This window comes from Pseudomonas sp. URIL14HWK12:I5, assembly GCF_900176445.1.
Taxonomy (GTDB): Bacteria; Pseudomonadota; Gammaproteobacteria; order Pseudomonadales; family Pseudomonadaceae; genus Aquipseudomonas; species Aquipseudomonas monteilii.
On record NZ_FWXQ01000001.1, the window covers coordinates 428,014 to 445,350 of the forward strand.

Genomic DNA, 17,337 nt, shown 5'->3' on the forward strand with positions numbered 1-17,337 from the left:
ATGAACCTGCTATCTGGCACTGAGCGCGCCGCCGCCAGGGCTGCCGAAGGCTTGAGTCCGCGAGGCTGAAGTCTGCAGGCGCCTGCGTCGGCGCCTGGAGAACTTCATGCAACATCAAATCGATAAAAACACCCTTCAGTCGAACGCCCATGCAGCCCTGGAGGCCCAACGGCGCGAAGCGACAGAGGACTTTCACAAGGGCGCTTCAATCACCAACCATGTCGGTAACTTGCGCGATGCGACCCTTGGTTTGCTCTACCGAAAGCGCGTGCTATGGCTGGTTTTGCTGGTGTTTGGCAACCTGTTTTCTGGGGCGGGTATCGCCGCTTTCGAGGAAACCATCGCCGCCCATATCGCCTTGGTATTCTTCCTGCCATTGCTGGTGGACAGCGGCGGTAATGCTGGTGCTCAGTCTGCAACGCTGATGGTACGAGGCCTGGCGACGGGTGAAGTGGCCATGCGTGACTGGTGGCGCATGTTGGGGCGGGAGTTCGGGGTTGCATTGGCTCTGGGATGCACCATGGCTGTTGCCGTGGCGTCCTTGGGGGTACTGCGCGGCGGGCCGCAAATTGCCCTGATCGTAGCCAGCAGCATGGTGATCATCGTACTGGTTGGAAGCCTGATCGGCATGAGCCTGCCATTTCTGCTGAGCCGCTTGCGGCTGGACCCAGCGACAGCCAGCGGGCCACTGATTACATCGATTGCCGATGCAGCGGGGGTATTGGTGTACTTCGGGATTGCGACGCACGTTCTGGATATTTGAAGCGGGCCGGGGGCGCAAGGCCCCCGACCGACAGCAATCAGCTGTTTGGCAGCAGCCGGCAGGTGATGCTCTTGATGTAACGGGTCTCGGCGATGGCCGGGTGCACCGGGTGGTCCGGGCCTTGGCCGCCGCGCTCGAGCAACTGCATGTTGCGGTCCAGGTGGCGGGCGCTGGTCAGCAGGATGTTGTGCAGGTCGTCCTCGGGCAGGTGCATCGAGCACGAGGCGCTGACCAGGATGCCGTCCTTGCTCAGCATGCGCATGGCCTGCTCGTTCAGGCGGCGGTAGGCCGCTTCACCGTTCTTCAGGTCTTTCTTGCGCTTGATGAAGGCGGGTGGGTCGGCAATGATCACGTCGAAGCGCTCTTCGGCGGCCTTCAGTTCGCGCAAGGCCTCGAACACGTCGCCTTCGATGCAGGTCAGTTTCTCGCTGATGCCGTTGAGTGCCGCGTTGCGCTCCACACCATCCAGGGCAAAGCCAGAAGCATCGACACAGAACACTTCGCTGGCGCCGAAGGCACCCGCTTGCACGCCCCAGCCACCGATGTAGCTGAACAGGTCGAGTACACGCTTGCCTTTTACATAGGGGGCCAGGCGCGCACGGTTCATGCGGTGGTCGTAGAACCAGCCGGTCTTCTGGCCTTCACGCACCGGGGCTTCGAACTTGACGCCGTTCTCTTCCAGCGGCACCCAGTCCGGTACTTCGCCGTAGACGGTTTCGACATAGCGCTGCAAGCCTTCGGCGTCACGCGCGGCGGAGTCGTTCTTGAACAGGATGCCGCTGGGCTTGAGCACCTGAACCAGGGCGGCGATCACGTCGTCCTTGTGGGCTTCCATGGTGGCCGAGGCCAACTGCACCACGAGGATGTCGAAGAAGCGGTCGACCACCAGGCCCGGCAGCAGGTCGGAGTCGCCATAGACCAGGCGGTAGCACGGCTTGTCGAACAGGCGCTCACGCAGCGACAGGGCGACGTTGAGGCGGTGAACCAGCAGCGACTTGTCCAGCGGCAGCTTGATGTCGCGCGACAGCAAGCGGGCGCAGATCAGGTTGTTCGGGCTGAGTGCAACGATGCCCAGAGGCTTGCCGTTGGCTGCCTCGAGAACAGCCTGCTGGCCGGCCTGGAAGCCTTGCAGCGGGGTCGCGCTGACGTCGACTTCGTTGCTGTAGACCCACAGGTGGCCGGCGCGCAGACGGCGGTCGGCATTGGCTTTGAGGCGAAGGCTGGGCAGGGACATGACGTCGCTCCGGGAAAAAAGAGCGGGAGTATAACCTGTTGGCCCGCACTTCTGTTCGAGGCGCGACAAAGCGCTTGCGCACTCAACTGGGTTAGAATCCCCCGTCCTAAACGAGTGTGCACGTATGTCCCAAGAACTCAGCGCCGAACAGATCCAGCAAGCCTTGCAAGGCATCACCATCCCGCCGCAACCGCAGATCATGGTCGATCTGCAGTTCGAGCAGTACATGCCTGACCCGGACCTGGAAACCATCGCCAAGCTGATTTCACAGGACCCGGGCCTCTCCGGGGCCTTGCTCAAACTGGTTAACTCGCCGCACTTCGGCCTGTCCAACAAGATCGGCTCGATCCAGCGCGCGGTGAACCTGCTGGGCAGCCGTTCGATCATCAACCTGATCAACGCCCAGTCGATCAAGGGGGAGATGAGCGATGAGACCATCGTTACCCTCAACCGCTTCTGGGATACCGCTCAGGACGTGGCGAACACCTGCCTGACCCTGGCCAAGCGCACCGGTATCCAGGCAGCGGACGAGGCGTACACACTGGGCCTGTTCCATGACTGCGGCGTGCCGTTGATGCTCAAGCGCTTCCCCAATTACATGGAGGTGCTGGAGGAGGCGTACGCCAAGGCCGGCGAAGAAACGCGCGTGGTCGATACTGAAAACCATACGTTCAACACCAACCATTCGGTGGTCGGCTATTTCACCGCCAAGTCGTGGCGCCTGCCCGAGCACCTCAGTGCAGCCATCGCCAACCACCACAATGCCCTGGCGGTGTTCCGCGACGAGAGTTCGCGCAATACCCAGAGCCAGCTGAAAAACCTGTTGGCGGTGTTGAAGATGGCCGAGCACATTTGCGCGTCCTACCGGGTGCTGGGCAACCAGGCGGTGGACCATGAATGGAATGTGGTGGGCCCGCTGGTGCTCGATTACATTGGCTTGTCGGAATACGATTTCGAAAACCTCAAGCAGAACATTCGCGAGCTGGGCGGGCACTGACACATGCCGGAATTACCCGAAGTAGAAACCACCCGGCGCGGTATTGCGCCGCACCTGGAAGGCCAACGCGTCAGCCGTGTGGTGGTACGCGACCGGCGCCTGCGCTGGCCCGTTCCGGAAGACCTGGACGTACGCCTGTCGGGGCAGCGCATTGTCAGCGTCGAGCGGCGTGCCAAGTACCTGTTGATCAATGCCGAAGTCGGCACGTTGATAAGCCACCTTGGCATGTCGGGTAACCTGCGGCTGGTTGAGCTGGGTTTGCCGGCGGCCAAGCATGAACATGTCGATATCGAGCTGGAGTCGGGGCTGATGCTGCGCTACACCGACCCGCGCCGCTTTGGGGCCATGCTGTGGAGCCTGGACCCGCTGAACCACGAATTGCTGCTGCGCCTGGGGCCAGAGCCGTTGACCGACCTGTTCGACGGCGAACGCCTGTTCCAGCTGTCGCGCGGGCGGTCGATGGCGGTCAAGCCCTTCATCATGGACAACGCAGTGGTGGTGGGGGTGGGCAACATCTATGCCACTGAGGCACTGTTTGCTGCAGGGATTGACCCACGCCGGGAGGCGGGCGGGATTTCCCGGGCGCGCTACCTGAAGCTGGCGATCGAGATCAAGCGTGTGCTGGCGGCGGCAATCGAGCAAGGGGGCACCACCCTGCGCGACTTTATCGGGGGCGATGGGCAGCCGGGGTACTTCCAGCAGGAATTGTTCGTCTATGGTCGCGGCGGGCAGCCGTGCAAGGTGTGTGGCACGGAGTTGCGCGAGGTGAAGCTGGGGCAGCGGGCGAGCGTGTACTGCCCGCGTTGCCAGCGCTAAGGCAAGGGCGAGGCCCTTGCCTGGTGGCGATCAGTCCTTGCCGGTAATGCGGCGGTACTTGGCCATCAGTTGCTCTTCGGTTTCCGGGTGGGCTTCATCCAGCGGGATGCAGTCGACCGGGCAGACCTGCTGGCACTGCGGCTCGTCGTAGTGGCCCACGCACTGGGTGCACAGGTTAGGGTCGATCACATAGATCTCTTCGCCTTGGGAGATAGCCTCGTTCGGGCACTCGGGTTCGCAGACGTCGCAGTTGATGCAATCGTCGGTGATGATCAGGGACATGGGGACTCCGGCCGGGGCTCACCGCCCGGGCATGTTCAACGCAATGGGCACAATTGTGCCGCATTCGCGCCCGCAGTGCACGCGGGCGCGACAATCAGGCGATCAGGGTTACTTCTTGAAGCGTTCGGTCAGCGCGTCGGCCACCACCGGGTGGACGAACTTGCTGATATCTCCACCCAGCGCAGCGATTTCCCGGACCAACGTCGAGGAAATGAACGAATAACGCTCAGAAGGCGTGAGGAACAGGCTCTCGACATCGGGGGCCAGTTGCCGGTTCATGTTCGCCAACTGGAACTCGTATTCGAAGTCGGACACGGCACGCAGGCCACGCAGGAAGACGTTGGCGCCCTGTTCCTTGGCGAAATGCGCCAACAGCGAAGAGAAGCCGATGACTTCGACATTGGGCAGGTGCTTGGTGACCTCACGGGCGAGCTCCACCCGTTGTTCCAGCGGGAACAGGGGGTTTTTCTTCGGGCTGGCCGCCACTGCGATGATCACATGGTCGAACAGCCGCGAAGCGCGTTCGACCAGGTCGCCATGGCCTTTGGTAATGGGGTCGAAAGTACCCGGGTACAACACTCGGTTCATCGCGTCATCCTGGCTGGAGTGCGTTGGGGAGTCGGATGGTAGCGCAGCGACGGCGCCCCGGCCAAGTCATGCGGCCGGCTGATGGCACTATAGACAGGGGGCGTATTCGTTGTCATGCGTTGCGTGCCAGGCGGGCAACAAGTGCTTCGGTGAGCCTGGCGCTGATGGCATACACCGAGAGTTGCGGGTTGGCGCCGATGCTGGTGGGGAACAGCGAACCGTCGTGGACGGACAGGTTTTCCAGCTGGTGGTGACGGCCCAGGCTGTCACACACCGCTTGGCGCGGGTCTTCGCCCAGCGCACATCCCCCCATCACATGGGCGCTGCCCAGGCGTGTGCGCAAGGGTTCCAGGCGCAACGTGTCGATCATGGCCAAGGCCTGTTCCAGGCTGGACGTGGCGTTGGCATCGCTGTGCACGGGGGTGACCTGGGTAGCGCCGGCGGCAAACTGGATCTGCGCCATGCTGCGGTAGGCGCGACGCAATCCGTCGCGCAGGTAGTCGGTGACCGGGTAATCGAGCACCGGTGAGCCATCGCCACGCAGCTCCACGGCACCGCCCTGGCTCTCGGGGTGGAAGCCATCACGCAGCAGCGCCAACATCGCATGGGTGTGCGGCAACTCGGCCATACGCTGGGCGTTTTCTTGGCCGTGCCCACCCAGCAGGGTGCTGGCCAGGGCCGGGTGCAACGGCGGCACTTCCAGTTTGTAGCCGACCGGGCCATCGGTGCCGCCTTGCCACTGGAAGTGGTCGCTGTAGATGGACTGCGGGGCGCCGTAGTAAGGGTCGATGCGGTCCTTGAAGCGCGCTGCGCTGAAGTTCACCAGGTGCAGGAAGGTGCGCTTGCCCAGGCGGTCGTGGGGGTCAGGCGCGTCGGAACGCAGCAGCAGGGCCGGGCTGTTGATGCCGCCGCCGGCAAGCAGGTAATGGCGCGCACGGATGCTGACCTGCCTACCGGTGGGGTGTACGCCTTGGGCATCCAGGGCCAGGCATGTGAGGCCCTGGATGCGCTCGCCGTTGTGGGCGAAGCGCTCCGCCCGGGCCAGGTACAGCAGTTCGCCGCCGTGGTCGAGGGCGGCGGGAATACGGGTTACCAACATCGATTGCTTGGCATTCACCGGGCAGCCCATGCCGCAGTAGCCCAGGTTCCAGCAGCCGCGTACGTTGCGCGGGATAATCGCCCAGCGGTAACCCAACTGTTCGCAGCCTCGGCGCAGTACGTCGTTGTTGGCATTGGGTGGCATGGCCCATGGCGTAATGCCCAGGTCCTGCTCCATGCGCTCGAACCAGGGGCGCAGGTCATCTTCGCCCAGGCCCGTCACGCCGTGGGCCGAGGCCCAGTGCGCCAGCGTCTGCGGCGGGGTACGAAAGCTCGACGTCCAGTTCACCAACGTGGTGCCGCCTACGGCGCGGCCTTGCAGGATGGTGATGGCGCCATCCTTGCTCATGCGCCCCAGGCCCTCCTGATACAGGGTTGCATAGGCTTCGTTTTCCAACAGGTGGAAGTCGCTGCTGGTCTTGAGCGGGCCTTCTTCGATCAACAGCACCTTGAAACCGGCGGCGCTGAGCATTTGTGCGCTGGTGGCGCCGCCGGCACCGCTGCCAATCACGGCAATATCGGCCTCCAGCAAAAGGTCGTGCTCCAGGCGTGACGCGTCATGGGTGATCCAGCCGCGTTCGAGGCCTTGGCGAAACGGGTCGGCTACAGGCATTGGCGATGCTCTTGTTGTTTTCAGATTTTCGGTGGGCCCGGGTAACCGCAGGCGGCCCAGGACTCGGGGCGTTCGTACCAGGCCATTTGCAGCAGTTGCAGCAATGAAGCGTGGCCCATGCGTAGCAGGTTCAGTGAGCTGTCCTGCCAACGTTGCAGGAAGGCTGTGACTTGGGTGGCGCTGGCCTGTTCCCAGGCGCCCCAGACACCGGTCAACGGGCCACGGGTAAGCGGCAGGCTGAGCAGGTCGAACAGTTGCCGGGTGAGCTTGAGCATTTCCGGCGACAAGGCCGCCAGCTTGTGGTCGAGGCTGTGCAGCACCGATTTATCGGTGGCCAGCGTGCCGGCCAGCACCACCGGGATCAGCGCACGCAGCAGTGGCAGGTCGTCGTCGCGCAGTAGTTGGTAACCCTGTGCACCGGTTTGCGCAGTGCAGCCGACCAGGCCGGTTGCACTCAGAAAGATGCTGGCGCCAAGGCTGAAACGCAGCAGATCACGACGGTGCACAGGCTGCCCCTCAGTGGATGAACAGCTTGTAGACCAGGCGCTGCAAGGCTTTGCCATAAGGCGGGTAAATCAGCCGCGCGGCGTTGAAACGTTGCTTGGCCAGCACGGCCTTGGCCTTGCTGAAGGTCAGGAAGCCGTCGTGGCCATGGTAGTGGCCCATGCCCGAGGGGCCGATGCCGCCGAAGGGCAGGTCGTCCTGGGCCACATGCAGCAGGGTGTCGTTCAGGCACACGCCGCCAGAGTGGGTGTGGCGCAGCACGTGTTCCTGCCCGGCCCGGTCATACCCGAAGTAGTAAAGCGCCAGCGGGCGCGGGCGTTGGTTGATGTAGGCCAGCGCCTGGTCGAGGCTGTCGTAGGGCACCAGCGGCAGCAGCGGGCCGAAGATTTCGTCCTGCATCACCTGCATGTCGTCACTCACGGCCAGCAGCAGGTGTGGCGGCAGGCGTCGGCCTTGGCGGGGCTCGCCAGGGTACAGGTCGAGCACTTGCGCACCTTTTTCGCGGGCATCATCCAGCAGGTACTGTAAACGCTGCAGCTGGCGTGGGTTGATGATGGCGGTGTAGTCAGGGTTGTCGGCGATGCGCGGGTACAGGCGCTGAACGGCGCGCTGGTAGGCGTCGCTGAAGGCCGCCAGCCGATCACGCGGCACCAGCACATAGTCGGGGGCGACGCAGGTCTGGCCGGCGTTGAGGGTTTTGCCGAAGGCGATGCGCTCGGCGGCAGTGTCCAGGGGCACGTCGTCCGACACGATGGCGGGCGACTTGCCGCCCAGTTCCAGGGTGACCGGCGTCAGGTTCTGCGCCGCAGCCAGCATCACCTGGCGGCCCACGCTGGTGGCGCCGGTAAACAGCAGGTGGTCGAAGGGCAGGCGGGCGAAGGCCTGGCCCACCTCGACCTCGCCGAGTACCACGCTGACCAGGTCGGCGGGAAACACTCGCTCTAACAGCCGCTTCAGTACCTGGCCACTGGCGGGTGTGGCTTCGCTGAGCTTGAGCATGACCCGGTTACCGGCAGCCAGCGCGCAAGTCAGCGGGCCGATGGCGAGGAACAGCGGGTAGTTCCACGGCACGATGATGCCGACCACCCCCAGCGGTTGGTATCGCACCTGCGCGCTGGCTGGCTGGAAGGCCAGACCAACGCGTCGCCGGCTGGCGCGCATCCAGCGCTGCAGGTGTTTTTCGGCGTGGCGCAGGCCCTGTACCGAGGGCAGCAACTCGGCCAGCAAGGTCTCGTCGGCGCTGCGTCCGGTAAAGTCCTCGCTGATGGCCTCGATCAGTTCATCCTGGCTGGCCAACAGGGCTTCACGCAGGCTTTTCAGCCATTGCTGGCGCTGGGCGGCCGGTGGCAGGGGGGTACCTGCAAAGGCCTGGCGCTGGGCTGCGAACAACGCTGCAAGGTCGAGGTCGGATTGCAGAGGGGGCAAGGCACTGGGCGAGTTCATGGCGGTGTCGAGTCCGGGCAGGGAATCTCTAGAGCCTATACTCTAATCTGCACGATGGTGCGAATTTTTCCACGTGTTCGAACGGTGCATTCCACCTGCAATACGCCGTAAGATGGCCCTTTGAAGAAGGCCCGCAGACTGGGAGCTGAGCATGGCCCCGCGCATGAAGACCCGAGAGCGCATCGTGCAGAACAGCCTGGAGCTGTTCAACCAGCAGGGCGAACGCAGCGTCAGTACCAACCACATTGCCGCGCACATGGAAATCTCGCCCGGCAACCTGTATTACCACTTCCCCAACAAGCAGGCGATCATCGCCCTGTTGTTCAGCCAGTATGAAGAGCTGGTGGACAGCTTCCTGCGCCCGCCACAAGGCCGCGCGGCCACCGTGGAGGACAAGCGCTTCTACCTCAAGGCCTTGCTGGCCGCCATGTGGAACTACCGCTTCCTGCACCGCGACCTGGAGCACCTGCTGGACAGCGATGCCGAACTGGCCGCCCGTTACCGGCGCTTTTCCGAGCGCTGCCTGCGCCAGGGCCAGGCGATCTACCGTGGCTTTGTCGAGGCGGGCATTCTGGCCATGGCGCCGGCACAGATCGAGTCGCTGACCATCAATGCCTGGATCGTGCTGACATCGTGGGTGCGTTTTCTCAGCACCACGCGTGAACATTCCGCGCATTTGGGTGAAGAAGCTTTCAAACGCGGCGTCTATCAGGTGCTGGTGCTGGAGCTCGGCTATGTGACCGACAACGCCCGCGCTGCCGTGGACGCCTTGTGCCAGGAATTCCATGTACCGTTCAACCAGGCCCTGGAGTTGTAGCCCAGGGCCCAAGTGCCATCGATCAGGAGATTGTCATGCCCCTTGCGCAATTGATCACCCCGCAGCAGTTGGCCGAGCGCCTGGACGCGCCCAAGCTGGTGATTCTCGACTGCCGCTTTGCCCTTGAGGATGTGGACTACGGCCAACGCAGCTATGCCCAAGGGCATATCGCTGGGGCGCATTTTGCCGACCTTGACCGCGACCTCAGCGGGCCGGTGAGCAAGGGGCGCACCGGGCGCCACCCATTGCCCGATGCGCAGCGGCTGGTCGCGCGCCTGCGTGAGTGGGGCCTGGACAACGACAGTGAGGTGGTGCTGTACGACGACGGCCCCGGTGCCTTTGCCGCCCGTGCCTGGTGGCTGTTGGTCTGGCTGGGCAAGCGCAGCGGTGTGGCGATTCTCGACGGTGGCCTGAAGGCCTGGCATGCCGCGCACCTGCCGCTGAGCCTGGACCCGCCGCCCAAACGCGAAGGCAACTTCAAGGGCGAGCCGGACGCCAGGCTGCTGATCGATGCCGACCACCTGGGCAAGCGCCTGGGTAGCAGTGACCTGACCTTGATCGATGCGCGTGCCTTGCCGCGTTTTCGCGGTGAAGTGGAGCCGATCGATCCGGTGGCGGGGCATATTCCCGGGGCCCAGTGCGCAGCGTTTACCGACAACCTGGGGGCTGATGGGCGCTTTTTGCCGGCGGAGCAGCTCAAGCAGCGCTTTGCCGAAAAGCTGGCCGGGCGCGCGCCAGAGCAACTCGTGTCTTATTGTGGGTCTGGGGTGACGGCTTGCCACAACCTGTTTGCGCTGGCGCTGGCGGGGTACCCGTTGGGCAAGCTGTATGCCGGGTCCTGGAGCGAGTGGATCAATGATCCGGAGCATGGCGTAGCCACTGGCGAGTAATCGGTAAGCGCCCTATTGGCCGTCCACCAGCCACTGCGGAATCCGCCGCTCCAGGTAGTACCCCGGATTTCGCAGGCTGCCATCGACAAAGCCCACATGACCACCGCGGCTGTGCAGTTCGAAGCAGGTTTGTGGCGCCAGCTCACGGGCCGTTGGCAGGCTATGGCCGGACACGAACGGGTCATCGCTGGAATGGATGATCAGCGTTGGCGTGCGGTTCTGGCCGAGGAAGAAGTGGCTCGATGAGCGGCGATAGTAGTCGTGCGCATCGCGAAAGCCGTTGAGTGGTGCGGTGACTTTGCCGTCGAAGTCCCAGAATGTGCGCAAGTTGGTCAGTTGCCCCAGGCGCTCCAACGCCGCCAGCCGATCGTGCTGACCCTGCTCGTGGAAGTGCCGCTGTTTGAGCTGCACATACGCCAGCATTTCGCGCATGAAGTGCGCCTGATACACCTTGGAAAACCCCTGGCCGATACGGTCTGCACAGTGGTCCAGACGAAAGGGCACCGACACGGCAACCGCTGCTTCCAGTTGGCTGGCAACCCCGCTTTCGCCCAGGTATTTCAACAGTACATTGCCGCCCAGCGAGTAGCCCACTGCATACAGTGGCGTCAAGGGGCGTTGGGCGCGCAGGTGGCTGACAATTTCCGCCAGGTCTTCACTGGCGCCGGAGTGGTAGCTGCGTGGTAACAGGTTGGGTTCGCCCGAGCAACCGCGCCAGTTCGCTGCCACGCTGGCCCAACCGCGCCCTTGCAGCGCTTGCTGCAAGCCTTTCACATAGGGCGAATGTGACGAGCCGGTCAGCCCATGCAGCACAAGCACCAGTGGTGCATGAGGTTCATGGGGGCCATGCCAGTCGAGGTCGATGAAGTCGCCGTCGGCCAGCCACAGCCGCTCGCGGTTGCGCTGCAGTTCAGGCAGCTTGCGCCACAGGGGCCCCCACAGGGTTTGCAGGTGGGGATTGGAAAGGCCGGTGGCCGGGCGAAATGTGGCGCTTTGGCTGGGCATACTGGGCGACTCGTGATGTGCCTGCCTAGAGTGCCATGAAAAAGCGCCACAGTACCTGCGCTATTGGTCGAGATCTGGCAGAGGTTGCTGCTTGGCCGATGGACCGACGCTGACCAATACTCTTTTCGTCAGATCGAGCCTGCGCCGCATGACGGCGCTGATATCGGCCGGTGTCAGCGCGCGGATGCGCTCGACGTAGGTGTCGAGATGGTCCGCGGGTTGGCGTTGATAGGTGACCTCGGCCAGCAAGTCCGCCAGGTTCTTGTTCTGCGCCACGGCCCGTAATAGTTGCCCTGCCAGCTGTATCCGTGCCAGTTGCAGCTCGGCCTGGGTTGGCCCTTGCTCGATGAAGTCACGCAGCAAGGCATCAACCAGTTGAGCTGAGCTTTGCGCATGCTTCGGTGCAATTTCCCAATCGATGGTGAACAGCCCGCCAGCACTCATGGGCGTCACTTTGGCATGAATGCCATAAGTCAAGCCGCGACGTTGGCGCAGTTCCAGCATCAGGCGGGACTCTATACCCGCCCCCAGCACGGTGCTGGCCAGTGCCAGGGCAGGGTATTCAGGATCATTGGCTGGCACATTCATGGGAAGCGCAAGCAGGACGGCGGTGCTGGCACCAGCCTGCTCAATGTTGATCGTTGCGCTGGTCGCCGGTGGTATGACGGGCAGTTCAGCTGCGGACCAGCCTTGGGGCAATGCCTGGCTAACGCGCTGTGAAATGGCTTGGGCAGCCTCGGGCGAAAGGTCTCCAATCAGCACCATTTCGAGGTTGCTGGCACAGTAAGCACGCTGATGGAAACGCCTCAAATCTGCAGAGGAAATGCCTTCGATGCCTTGATCGGTGCTCCCGAGTGGATTGCCATAGGGGTGGCCTTGGAACAGATGTCGATAGGCTTCGCATCGCGCCCTGAGATAGGGGTGTCGTTCGCGAGATGCGTTGTGCTGCATCAGCTGGCGCTTGGTTTTTTCCAACGCCGAAGGCGTGAACGCAGGCTGTGCGACAAGGTCGATGAAGAGCCCCAATGCAGGATCAAGCAGTGTTTTCGTGCTGAGGCTGCGCAGGCTCAGAGTCGCGTGCTCCAGGCGAATATGCTTTTCCATGATCGCGCCCAGGCGTTCCAGCTGATCTGCCTGCTCGATCGCGGTGAAATGCTGGCTGCCCTCATCGAGCATGTACAACGTCAGGGCTGCCAGTCCGTGTTGGGCGGTGTCCTGGGTCGTGCCTGCCTTGAACTGCAATATCATGTCCACGATCGGTAGCCCGTGGGCTTCGACGAACTTCACCTTCGTGCCGCCTTCGGTTGTCCAGGTTTGCACCGGCGTTTGAAGGGTTTCGAACTGTTCCAGGTCAAGCCCTCGGGCTGAGGCCAAGCCGCGAGGAATGCCGTCGGCTGCGTCAGGCTGCTGTGCAGCTGAGTCCAGGTTATTCATCGGCACTTTCCTTGTGATGCATGAGGGTGATTGATGTGCGGGCCTTGGTCAGGAATTCATGGGCGACTTCGCCGACCTGCTCGGCTGTCACGGCTTCGATGGTTTGGCATTCATCCCCCAGTGCAACCGGGTCCAGGCCGCAGGCGGCCTGCATGCCAATGGCATGAGCCTGTTTTGCGATGTCATCCTTTTCGTATACCTGCCGCGCTATCAAGCGCGCTTTGGCGCGTTGGAGGTCTGCTGCGGCCGGCGCCGACTGACAGAACGCTTCGATTTCGAGCGTAAGCCTTTCTGCTGCGGTTTCAGGGGGGACTTGTGGGCTACAAAGTGCATAGAGGGTCAATAGGCTGTCGCCTCGCTGCCAAGGCTCGTAGCTGGCCCTGAGGCCCGACAGTAAGGGATTGTCCAGCACCATGCGGCGCTGCAGGGTGCTGGCATGGCCTTGGGCAAGGATGTCGGGCAGCAACCGCAGGGCATACGCCTGAGCGTCACAGGTGGCGGTACATTGGCTTGGGAGATTGAAACTGGTGATCGCTCCGCTGTACAGGCCTTGCAATCGCAGGGTTTGAAAGCGCCGAACCAGCCCTGCTGGCGCTGTGGGGATTTGCTGCGCGGGCAGGCGATGGGCGGGGATCGCTGCAAAATGCCGTGTGACCAGCGTCTGCAACTGAGGCAGGGTAATGTCGCCGGCCACTGCAAGTGTGGCGTTGTTGGGGTGATACCAGGTCTGATACCAAGTGCGCGCAGCCGCCAGGCTCGTGTGGCTGAGGTCGGTGTCATGGCCGATCACAGGGGTACCATAGCCGCTGTCGCCGTAGGCAAGCATGAGGTGATACTCCAGTGCCAAGGCCCAGGGGTTGTTATCGACTTCCTCTCGTCGCTCGGCCATGACTACCGCCAATTCACGAGCAAAAGGAGCATCGGCTAGGGTCGCGCTGGCCATGACGTCGGCCATTGCCTCCAAGGCGATTTCCAGACGATTGGCGGGCAGTGTCAGAGGAAAAACAGTGGCATCGGAATGAGTGAACGCATTTGGCTCGCCGCCTAGGCGGGCCATGAGGGTGGAATATTGGCCCGCAGCCAGCTTGCTGCTGCCCTCGAACAAAAGATGCTCCAGGGCATGCGACAGGCCGGTGTGGCCTTTGGGCTCGTAACTGGAGCCAACGTGATACCACAGTTGCACGCTGACCAATGGCGCACGCTGGTCTGTACGCAGATAGACGCGCAGGCCGTTGGTTAGCGTGAAAGAACTTACCGCGCCGGTCGGTATGGGCGGGGAAGGGTGTTCGGTCATGGTTGAAGTGCTCCTGCAAGAACGAAGGAGCAGCTTCAGCCATGTGGTCGGCGGGCTGGGGGTAACTAAGTAGCCAACCTTGGGTTAAACGGTTAGTCCCGCTGCCAGAGCGCGTAGTGCACTTGACCGGTTTTCTTCTCGCGGTGCAGGCGCCAGTTGCCTGGCAGTTGCAAGGTTGAAGGCGCGGCTTCGCTTTCGGTGTAGACCCACGCCTGTTCGCGCAGCCACTGGTTCTGCTCCAGCAGGTTGCAGGTGTTGGCCAGCAGGTCTTGGTGGAACGGCGGGTCGAGGAACACCACATCGAACTGCTGCTTGGCCGGGCCTTGCAGGTAGCGCAGGGCATCGGTTTGCAGGATCTGCCCACGCGGGCAGCGCAGGATTTCGAGGTTGTTCTTCAGGTTGGCGATGGCCGCCGGGTTGCTGTCCAGCGCCACTGCGTCTTCCGCTCCGCGCGACAGGGCTTCGAGCACCAGGGCGCCGCTCCCGGTGAAGGCGTCCAGCACGCGGGCGCCTTCGATGTAAGGGGCCAGCCAGTTGAATACGGTTTCCCGCACGCGGTCGGGCGTTGGCCGCAGGCCTTCGCCTTCCGGTACCGCCAGGCGACGGCTGCGCCACTCGCCGGCGATGATGCGCAGGTGGCCCTGGCCCTTGCTTTGGCCCGATTGCGGGCGGGCGGGAGGGGTGGATCTTGGCATTAGTGCTCCGGTACTCCGAGCGGCTGCTCGGAGGGCTTGTCAGTGGGGGCTGGCAGCGGTTTTTGTGGCACTTTCGGGCCAACGGTGACGATCACCAGTTTATCGGCTGACAGGTGTTTGTTCATGGCCGCCTTGACCTGTTCGACGGTGAGGGCCTGGGACTGCTGCATGAAGTCCTCCAGCCAGGTCAGTGGCAGGTTGTAGAAGCCGATTGCACCCAGTTGCCCGACGATGCTGGCGTTGCTGGCATTGGACAGCGGGAAGCTGCCGGCCAGTTCACGCTTGGCATCGTCCAGCTCTTGCTGGGTAGGGCCATGTTTGAGGTAGTCGGCAAGAATGTCCTGCACCAGCTTCAGCGTGCCTTCGCTCAGCTCGGCACGGGTTTGCAGGTTGATCATGAACGGGCCGCGCACCTGCATCGGGCTGAACACCGAGTACACGCCGTAGGTCAGGCCGCGCTTTTCACGTACCTCGCTCATCAGGCGGGTGCCGAACGCACCGCCGCCGAGGATCTGGTTGCCCAGCGACAGGGCTGGCCAGTCCGGGTCCTGGCGGTCGATACCCAGTTCGGCCAGCATCAGGTGGGTTTGCTTGGACGGGAAGTCGATGTGAGTCAGGCCAGCCTTGGCGTCAGTGGGCTGGGCTGGCGCGGCCAGTGCCGGGCCCTTCGGCAGGCCGGCAGATACCTGGGCCGCAATGGCTTCGGCTTCCGCGCGGCTCAGGTCGCCGACCAGCGCGATGACCGCGTTGCCACCGGTATAGGCTTTGGCATGGAAGGCGCGCAGCTGTGCCAGGGTGATGCCGTCGATGCTTTCGGCGGTACCGTCGCTGGGGTGGGCGTAAGGGTGATCGCCGTAAAGCTTGCCGAACAGCGCCTTGCCCGCGATCTTGCCGGGGTTTTGCTTTTCGTATTCGAAGCCGGCCAGCATCTGGTTCTTGATGCGCTTGAGGGCGTCCTCGGGGAAGGTCGGCTTGCCCGCCACCTCGGTAAACAGCTTGAGAGCCGGTTCGCGTTTGTCCTTGGCGCTGAGGCTGCGCAGCGAGGCCACGGCCATGTCGCGGTAGGAGCCGTTGCCAAAGTCCGCGCCCAGGCCTTCGAAGCCTTCGGCGATGGCGGTCACGTCCTTGCCGGCAACGCCCTCGTTGAGCATGGCGTTGGTCAGTGCGGCCACGCCTGGCGTAACGCCGTCCTGGCTGCTGCCGGCGGCGAAGGTGACGCGCAGGTCGAACATGGGCAGTTCGCGGGCTTCTACGAACAGCACACGGGCGCCTTCGGCGGTGTTCCAGTGCTGAATGTTCAACTGGCGCCGGCTGGGTGCCTTGCCATCCAGCTCTGCCAAGGACTGCAAGGTGTTGGCTGGGCGAGCGGCGCTGTTGTCGGCCTTGGCGGCGTTGTCGGCCATGGCCGGGGCGGCCAGCACGGTCGCCAGCGCCAGGGCGCGGATGCCGGTGGCCAGCAGGGTTGGGCGTGGTGCGCGGCAATCACTCATGAGCGGACTCCTCGGGCAGTACATGGGCAACGCTCAGGCGTTCGCGGGTGAAATAGGTGCGCGCGGCGTTCTGGATGTCCTGCGGGGTGACACGCTTGAGCTCGTCCAGCTCGCTGTCGATCAGCTTCCAGGACAGGCCGACGGTTTCCAGCTGGCCGATGGTGGTGGCCTGGCTGCTGATGGAGTCGCGGTCGTAGACCAGGCCGGCGATGACCTGGGCGCGAACGCGTTCGAGCTCTTCGGCACTGGGCGGGGTGGTCTTGAGTTCTTCAAGCAACTGCCAGATGCCTTTTTCGACATCGGCGAGGGTTTTCTGCTTTTGCACGTTCGGCGTAGCCGAAATCAGGAACAGGCTGTCGCCGCGGGTGAAGGCGTTGTAGCTGGAAGAAGCGCCGGCCACCAGCTCCTGACCACGCTCCAGGCGTGCCGGCATGCGGGCGCTGTAGCCGCCATCGAGCAGGGCCGAGATCAGGCGCAGGGCGTGCACGGTCCGCGGGTCCTTGGCGGTGGGCAGGCCGGGCACGTTGAAGCCGTAGATCAGGCTGGGCAGTTGGGTGCGTACATGCAGGGTCAACTGGCGGTGGCCAGGTTCGCCCAGCTCCAGGGGCAGTTTGGCCGGTGGCACGGCGCGCTTGGGAATGCTGCCGAAATACTTCTGCGCCAGGCCCTTGACCTCGTCGGCGGTAACATCGCCGACCACCACCAGCGTCGCGTTGTTGGGCGCGTACCAGGACTCGTACCAGTGACGCAGCTCCTCGACCTTCATACGTTCAAGGTCGGCCATCCAGCCGATGGTCGGGGTGTGGTAGCCGCTGGCTGGGTAGGCCATGGCGCGGAACAGCTCAAACGCCTTTTGATTGGGCTGGTCGTCCGTACGCAGGCGGCGCTCTTCCTTGATGACCTCGATTTCGCGGCTGAACTCGTCGGCGGGCAGGCGCAGACTGGCCAGGCGGTCAGCCTCCAGCTCCAGGGCTACCGGCAGGCGGTCGCGGGCCAGCACCTGGTAGTAAGCGGTGTAGTCGTCGCTGGTGAAGGCGTTTTCGTCGGCGCCCAGGTCACGCAGGATGCGCGAAGCTTCGCCGGGGCCGACCTTGGCGCTGCCCTTGAACATCATGTGTTCCAGCGCGTGGGACAAGCCGGTCTGGCCCGGGGTCTCGTAGCTGGAACCCACCTTGTACCAGATCTGCGAGACCACCACCGGGGCGCGGTGGTCTTCGCGCACGACCACTTTCAGGCCATTGTCGAGGATGAATTCGTGGGTGGGTTGCACATCGGCGGCGAGGGCCGCGAGCGGCAGGCAGAGCGTGCCGAACAACAGGCCAGCGGCGCGGCGGGCTAGAGCATTCATACGGTGTTTAACCTGTTCGGCGGCCC

Annotated in this window: 17 protein-coding genes; 5 read left to right on the top strand and 12 right to left on the bottom strand. The window is 63.4% G+C overall.

Annotated elements, in window-relative coordinates; translation table 11 throughout:
* Positions 1–106 precede the first annotated feature (106 nt).
* A complete protein-coding gene (locus tag B9A31_RS02040) occupies positions 107–763 on the top strand; it encodes a magnesium transporter (protein ID WP_016712539.1) in 657 nt (218 codons plus the stop codon).
* 37 nt (positions 764–800) lie between these two features.
* On the opposite strand, the gene B9A31_RS02045 is transcribed toward B9A31_RS02040, so the two are convergent.
* Complete coding sequence (locus tag B9A31_RS02045) at positions 801–1,997, bottom strand: class I SAM-dependent rRNA methyltransferase (RefSeq protein WP_019097921.1); 1,197 nt, start codon at positions 1,995–1,997, stop codon at positions 801–803.
* A 178-nt stretch (positions 1,998–2,175) separates the two neighbouring features.
* Here B9A31_RS02045 and B9A31_RS02050 point away from each other — a divergent pair, with 178 nt between their 5' ends.
* Positions 2,176–2,994, top strand: a complete 819-nt coding sequence (locus B9A31_RS02050; RefSeq protein ID WP_174244685.1) for an HDOD domain-containing protein — start codon at positions 2,176–2,178, stop codon at positions 2,992–2,994.
* Between the two features lie 3 nt (positions 2,995–2,997).
* Positions 2,998–3,810 (top strand): bifunctional DNA-formamidopyrimidine glycosylase/DNA-(apurinic or apyrimidinic site) lyase, encoded by an 813-nt coding sequence (gene mutM / locus B9A31_RS02055; RefSeq protein ID WP_016712536.1) that lies wholly within the window; start codon positions 2,998–3,000, stop codon positions 3,808–3,810.
* Positions 3,811–3,840: 30 nt separating this feature from the next.
* Here mutM and B9A31_RS02060 read toward each other — a convergent pair whose 3' ends face one another.
* The 5 genes from B9A31_RS02060 to B9A31_RS02080 all read right to left on the bottom strand — a co-directional run bounded on the left by B9A31_RS02060 (position 3,841) and on the right by B9A31_RS02080 (position 8,338).
* Positions 3,841–4,092, bottom strand: coding sequence for a YfhL family 4Fe-4S dicluster ferredoxin (locus tag B9A31_RS02060; RefSeq protein WP_016489663.1), 252 nt, complete (start codon positions 4,090–4,092; stop codon positions 3,841–3,843).
* Positions 4,093–4,200: 108 nt separating this feature from the next.
* Complete coding sequence (coaD, locus tag B9A31_RS02065; RefSeq protein WP_003249065.1) at positions 4,201–4,680, bottom strand: pantetheine-phosphate adenylyltransferase; 480 nt, start codon at positions 4,678–4,680, stop codon at positions 4,201–4,203.
* Between the two features lie 112 nt (positions 4,681–4,792).
* On the bottom strand, positions 4,793–6,391 hold the full coding sequence (locus B9A31_RS02070) for a GMC family oxidoreductase (RefSeq protein WP_084296622.1): 1,599 nt from the start codon (positions 6,389–6,391) through the stop codon (positions 4,793–4,795).
* Between the two features lie 20 nt (positions 6,392–6,411).
* Positions 6,412–6,897, bottom strand: a complete 486-nt coding sequence (locus tag B9A31_RS02075) for a hypothetical protein (RefSeq protein WP_027610006.1) — start codon at positions 6,895–6,897, stop codon at positions 6,412–6,414.
* 10 nt (positions 6,898–6,907) lie between these two features.
* Positions 6,908–8,338, bottom strand: a complete 1,431-nt coding sequence (locus tag B9A31_RS02080) for a coniferyl aldehyde dehydrogenase (RefSeq protein WP_084296623.1) — start codon at positions 8,336–8,338, stop codon at positions 6,908–6,910.
* 151 nt (positions 8,339–8,489) lie between these two features.
* On the opposite strand from B9A31_RS02080, the gene B9A31_RS02085 reads away from it, so the two are divergent.
* Positions 8,490–9,155, top strand: a complete 666-nt coding sequence (locus B9A31_RS02085; protein ID WP_019097917.1) for a TetR/AcrR family transcriptional regulator — start codon at positions 8,490–8,492, stop codon at positions 9,153–9,155.
* Positions 9,156–9,190: 35 nt separating this feature from the next.
* Positions 9,191–10,045 (top strand): sulfurtransferase, encoded by an 855-nt coding sequence (locus tag B9A31_RS02090; protein ID WP_019097916.1) that lies wholly within the window; start codon positions 9,191–9,193, stop codon positions 10,043–10,045.
* 12 nt (positions 10,046–10,057) lie between these two features.
* Here the strand turns inward: B9A31_RS02090 and B9A31_RS02095 are convergent, their stop codons facing one another.
* The 6 genes from B9A31_RS02095 to B9A31_RS02120 all read right to left on the bottom strand — a co-directional run bounded on the left by B9A31_RS02095 (position 10,058) and on the right by B9A31_RS02120 (position 17,311).
* Complete coding sequence (locus B9A31_RS02095) at positions 10,058–11,050, bottom strand: hydrolase (RefSeq protein WP_019097915.1); 993 nt, start codon at positions 11,048–11,050, stop codon at positions 10,058–10,060.
* Positions 11,051–11,110: 60 nt separating this feature from the next.
* The gene (locus B9A31_RS02100) at positions 11,111–12,484 is read right to left on the bottom strand and encodes a M16 family metallopeptidase (RefSeq protein WP_019097914.1); all 1,374 of its coding nucleotides are present in this window, start codon (positions 12,482–12,484) and stop codon (positions 11,111–11,113) included.
* Positions 12,477–13,778: a M16 family metallopeptidase gene (locus B9A31_RS02105; protein ID WP_019097913.1), complete on the bottom strand. Its 1,302-nt coding sequence runs from the start codon at positions 13,776–13,778 to the stop codon at positions 12,477–12,479. The genes B9A31_RS02100 and B9A31_RS02105 overlap by 8 nt, the downstream gene beginning before the upstream one ends.
* A 92-nt stretch (positions 13,779–13,870) precedes the next feature.
* Positions 13,871–14,473: a 16S rRNA (guanine(966)-N(2))-methyltransferase RsmD gene (gene rsmD, locus B9A31_RS02110; RefSeq protein WP_016712527.1), complete on the bottom strand. Its 603-nt coding sequence runs from the start codon at positions 14,471–14,473 to the stop codon at positions 13,871–13,873.
* Positions 14,473–15,963: a M16 family metallopeptidase gene (locus B9A31_RS02115; RefSeq protein WP_016712526.1), complete on the bottom strand. Its 1,491-nt coding sequence runs from the start codon at positions 15,961–15,963 to the stop codon at positions 14,473–14,475. The genes rsmD and B9A31_RS02115 overlap by 1 nt, the downstream gene beginning before the upstream one ends.
* A complete protein-coding gene (locus B9A31_RS02120) occupies positions 15,956–17,311 on the bottom strand; it encodes a M16 family metallopeptidase (RefSeq protein ID WP_027610010.1) in 1,356 nt (451 codons plus the stop codon). Before B9A31_RS02120 ends, B9A31_RS02115 begins: the two co-directional genes overlap by 8 nt.
* Positions 17,312–17,337 lie beyond the last annotated feature (26 nt).

What these genes read in the sequence shown, in the direction of transcription:
- B9A31_RS02040 (WP_016712539.1), top strand. Translation starts at nt 107, where the DNA reads ATGCAACATCAAATCGATAAAAACACCCTTCAGTCGAACGCCCATGCA.
- B9A31_RS02045 (WP_019097921.1), bottom strand. Translation starts at nt 1,997, where the DNA reads ATGTCCCTGCCCAGCCTTCGCCTCAAAGCCAATGCCGACCGCCGTCTG.
- mutM (WP_016712536.1), top strand. Translation starts at nt 2,998, where the DNA reads ATGCCGGAATTACCCGAAGTAGAAACCACCCGGCGCGGTATTGCGCCG.
- B9A31_RS02060 (WP_016489663.1), bottom strand. Translation starts at nt 4,092, where the DNA reads ATGTCCCTGATCATCACCGACGATTGCATCAACTGCGACGTCTGCGAA.
- coaD (WP_003249065.1), bottom strand. Translation starts at nt 4,680, where the DNA reads ATGAACCGAGTGTTGTACCCGGGTACTTTCGACCCCATTACCAAAGGC.
- B9A31_RS02070 (WP_084296622.1), bottom strand. Translation starts at nt 6,391, where the DNA reads ATGCCTGTAGCCGACCCGTTTCGCCAAGGCCTCGAACGCGGCTGGATC.
- B9A31_RS02080 (WP_084296623.1), bottom strand. Translation starts at nt 8,338, where the DNA reads ATGAACTCGCCCAGTGCCTTGCCCCCTCTGCAATCCGACCTCGACCTT.
- B9A31_RS02085 (WP_019097917.1), top strand. Translation starts at nt 8,490, where the DNA reads ATGGCCCCGCGCATGAAGACCCGAGAGCGCATCGTGCAGAACAGCCTG.
- B9A31_RS02090 (WP_019097916.1), top strand. Translation starts at nt 9,191, where the DNA reads ATGCCCCTTGCGCAATTGATCACCCCGCAGCAGTTGGCCGAGCGCCTG.
- B9A31_RS02095 (WP_019097915.1), bottom strand. Translation starts at nt 11,050, where the DNA reads ATGCCCAGCCAAAGCGCCACATTTCGCCCGGCCACCGGCCTTTCCAAT.
- B9A31_RS02100 (WP_019097914.1), bottom strand. Translation starts at nt 12,484, where the DNA reads ATGAATAACCTGGACTCAGCTGCACAGCAGCCTGACGCAGCCGACGGC.
- B9A31_RS02105 (WP_019097913.1), bottom strand. Translation starts at nt 13,778, where the DNA reads ATGACCGAACACCCTTCCCCGCCCATACCGACCGGCGCGGTAAGTTCT.
- rsmD (WP_016712527.1), bottom strand. Translation starts at nt 14,473, where the DNA reads ATGCCAAGATCCACCCCTCCCGCCCGCCCGCAATCGGGCCAAAGCAAG.
- B9A31_RS02115 (WP_016712526.1), bottom strand. Translation starts at nt 15,963, where the DNA reads ATGAGTGATTGCCGCGCACCACGCCCAACCCTGCTGGCCACCGGCATC.
- B9A31_RS02120 (WP_027610010.1), bottom strand. Translation starts at nt 17,311, where the DNA reads ATGAATGCTCTAGCCCGCCGCGCCGCTGGCCTGTTGTTCGGCACGCTC.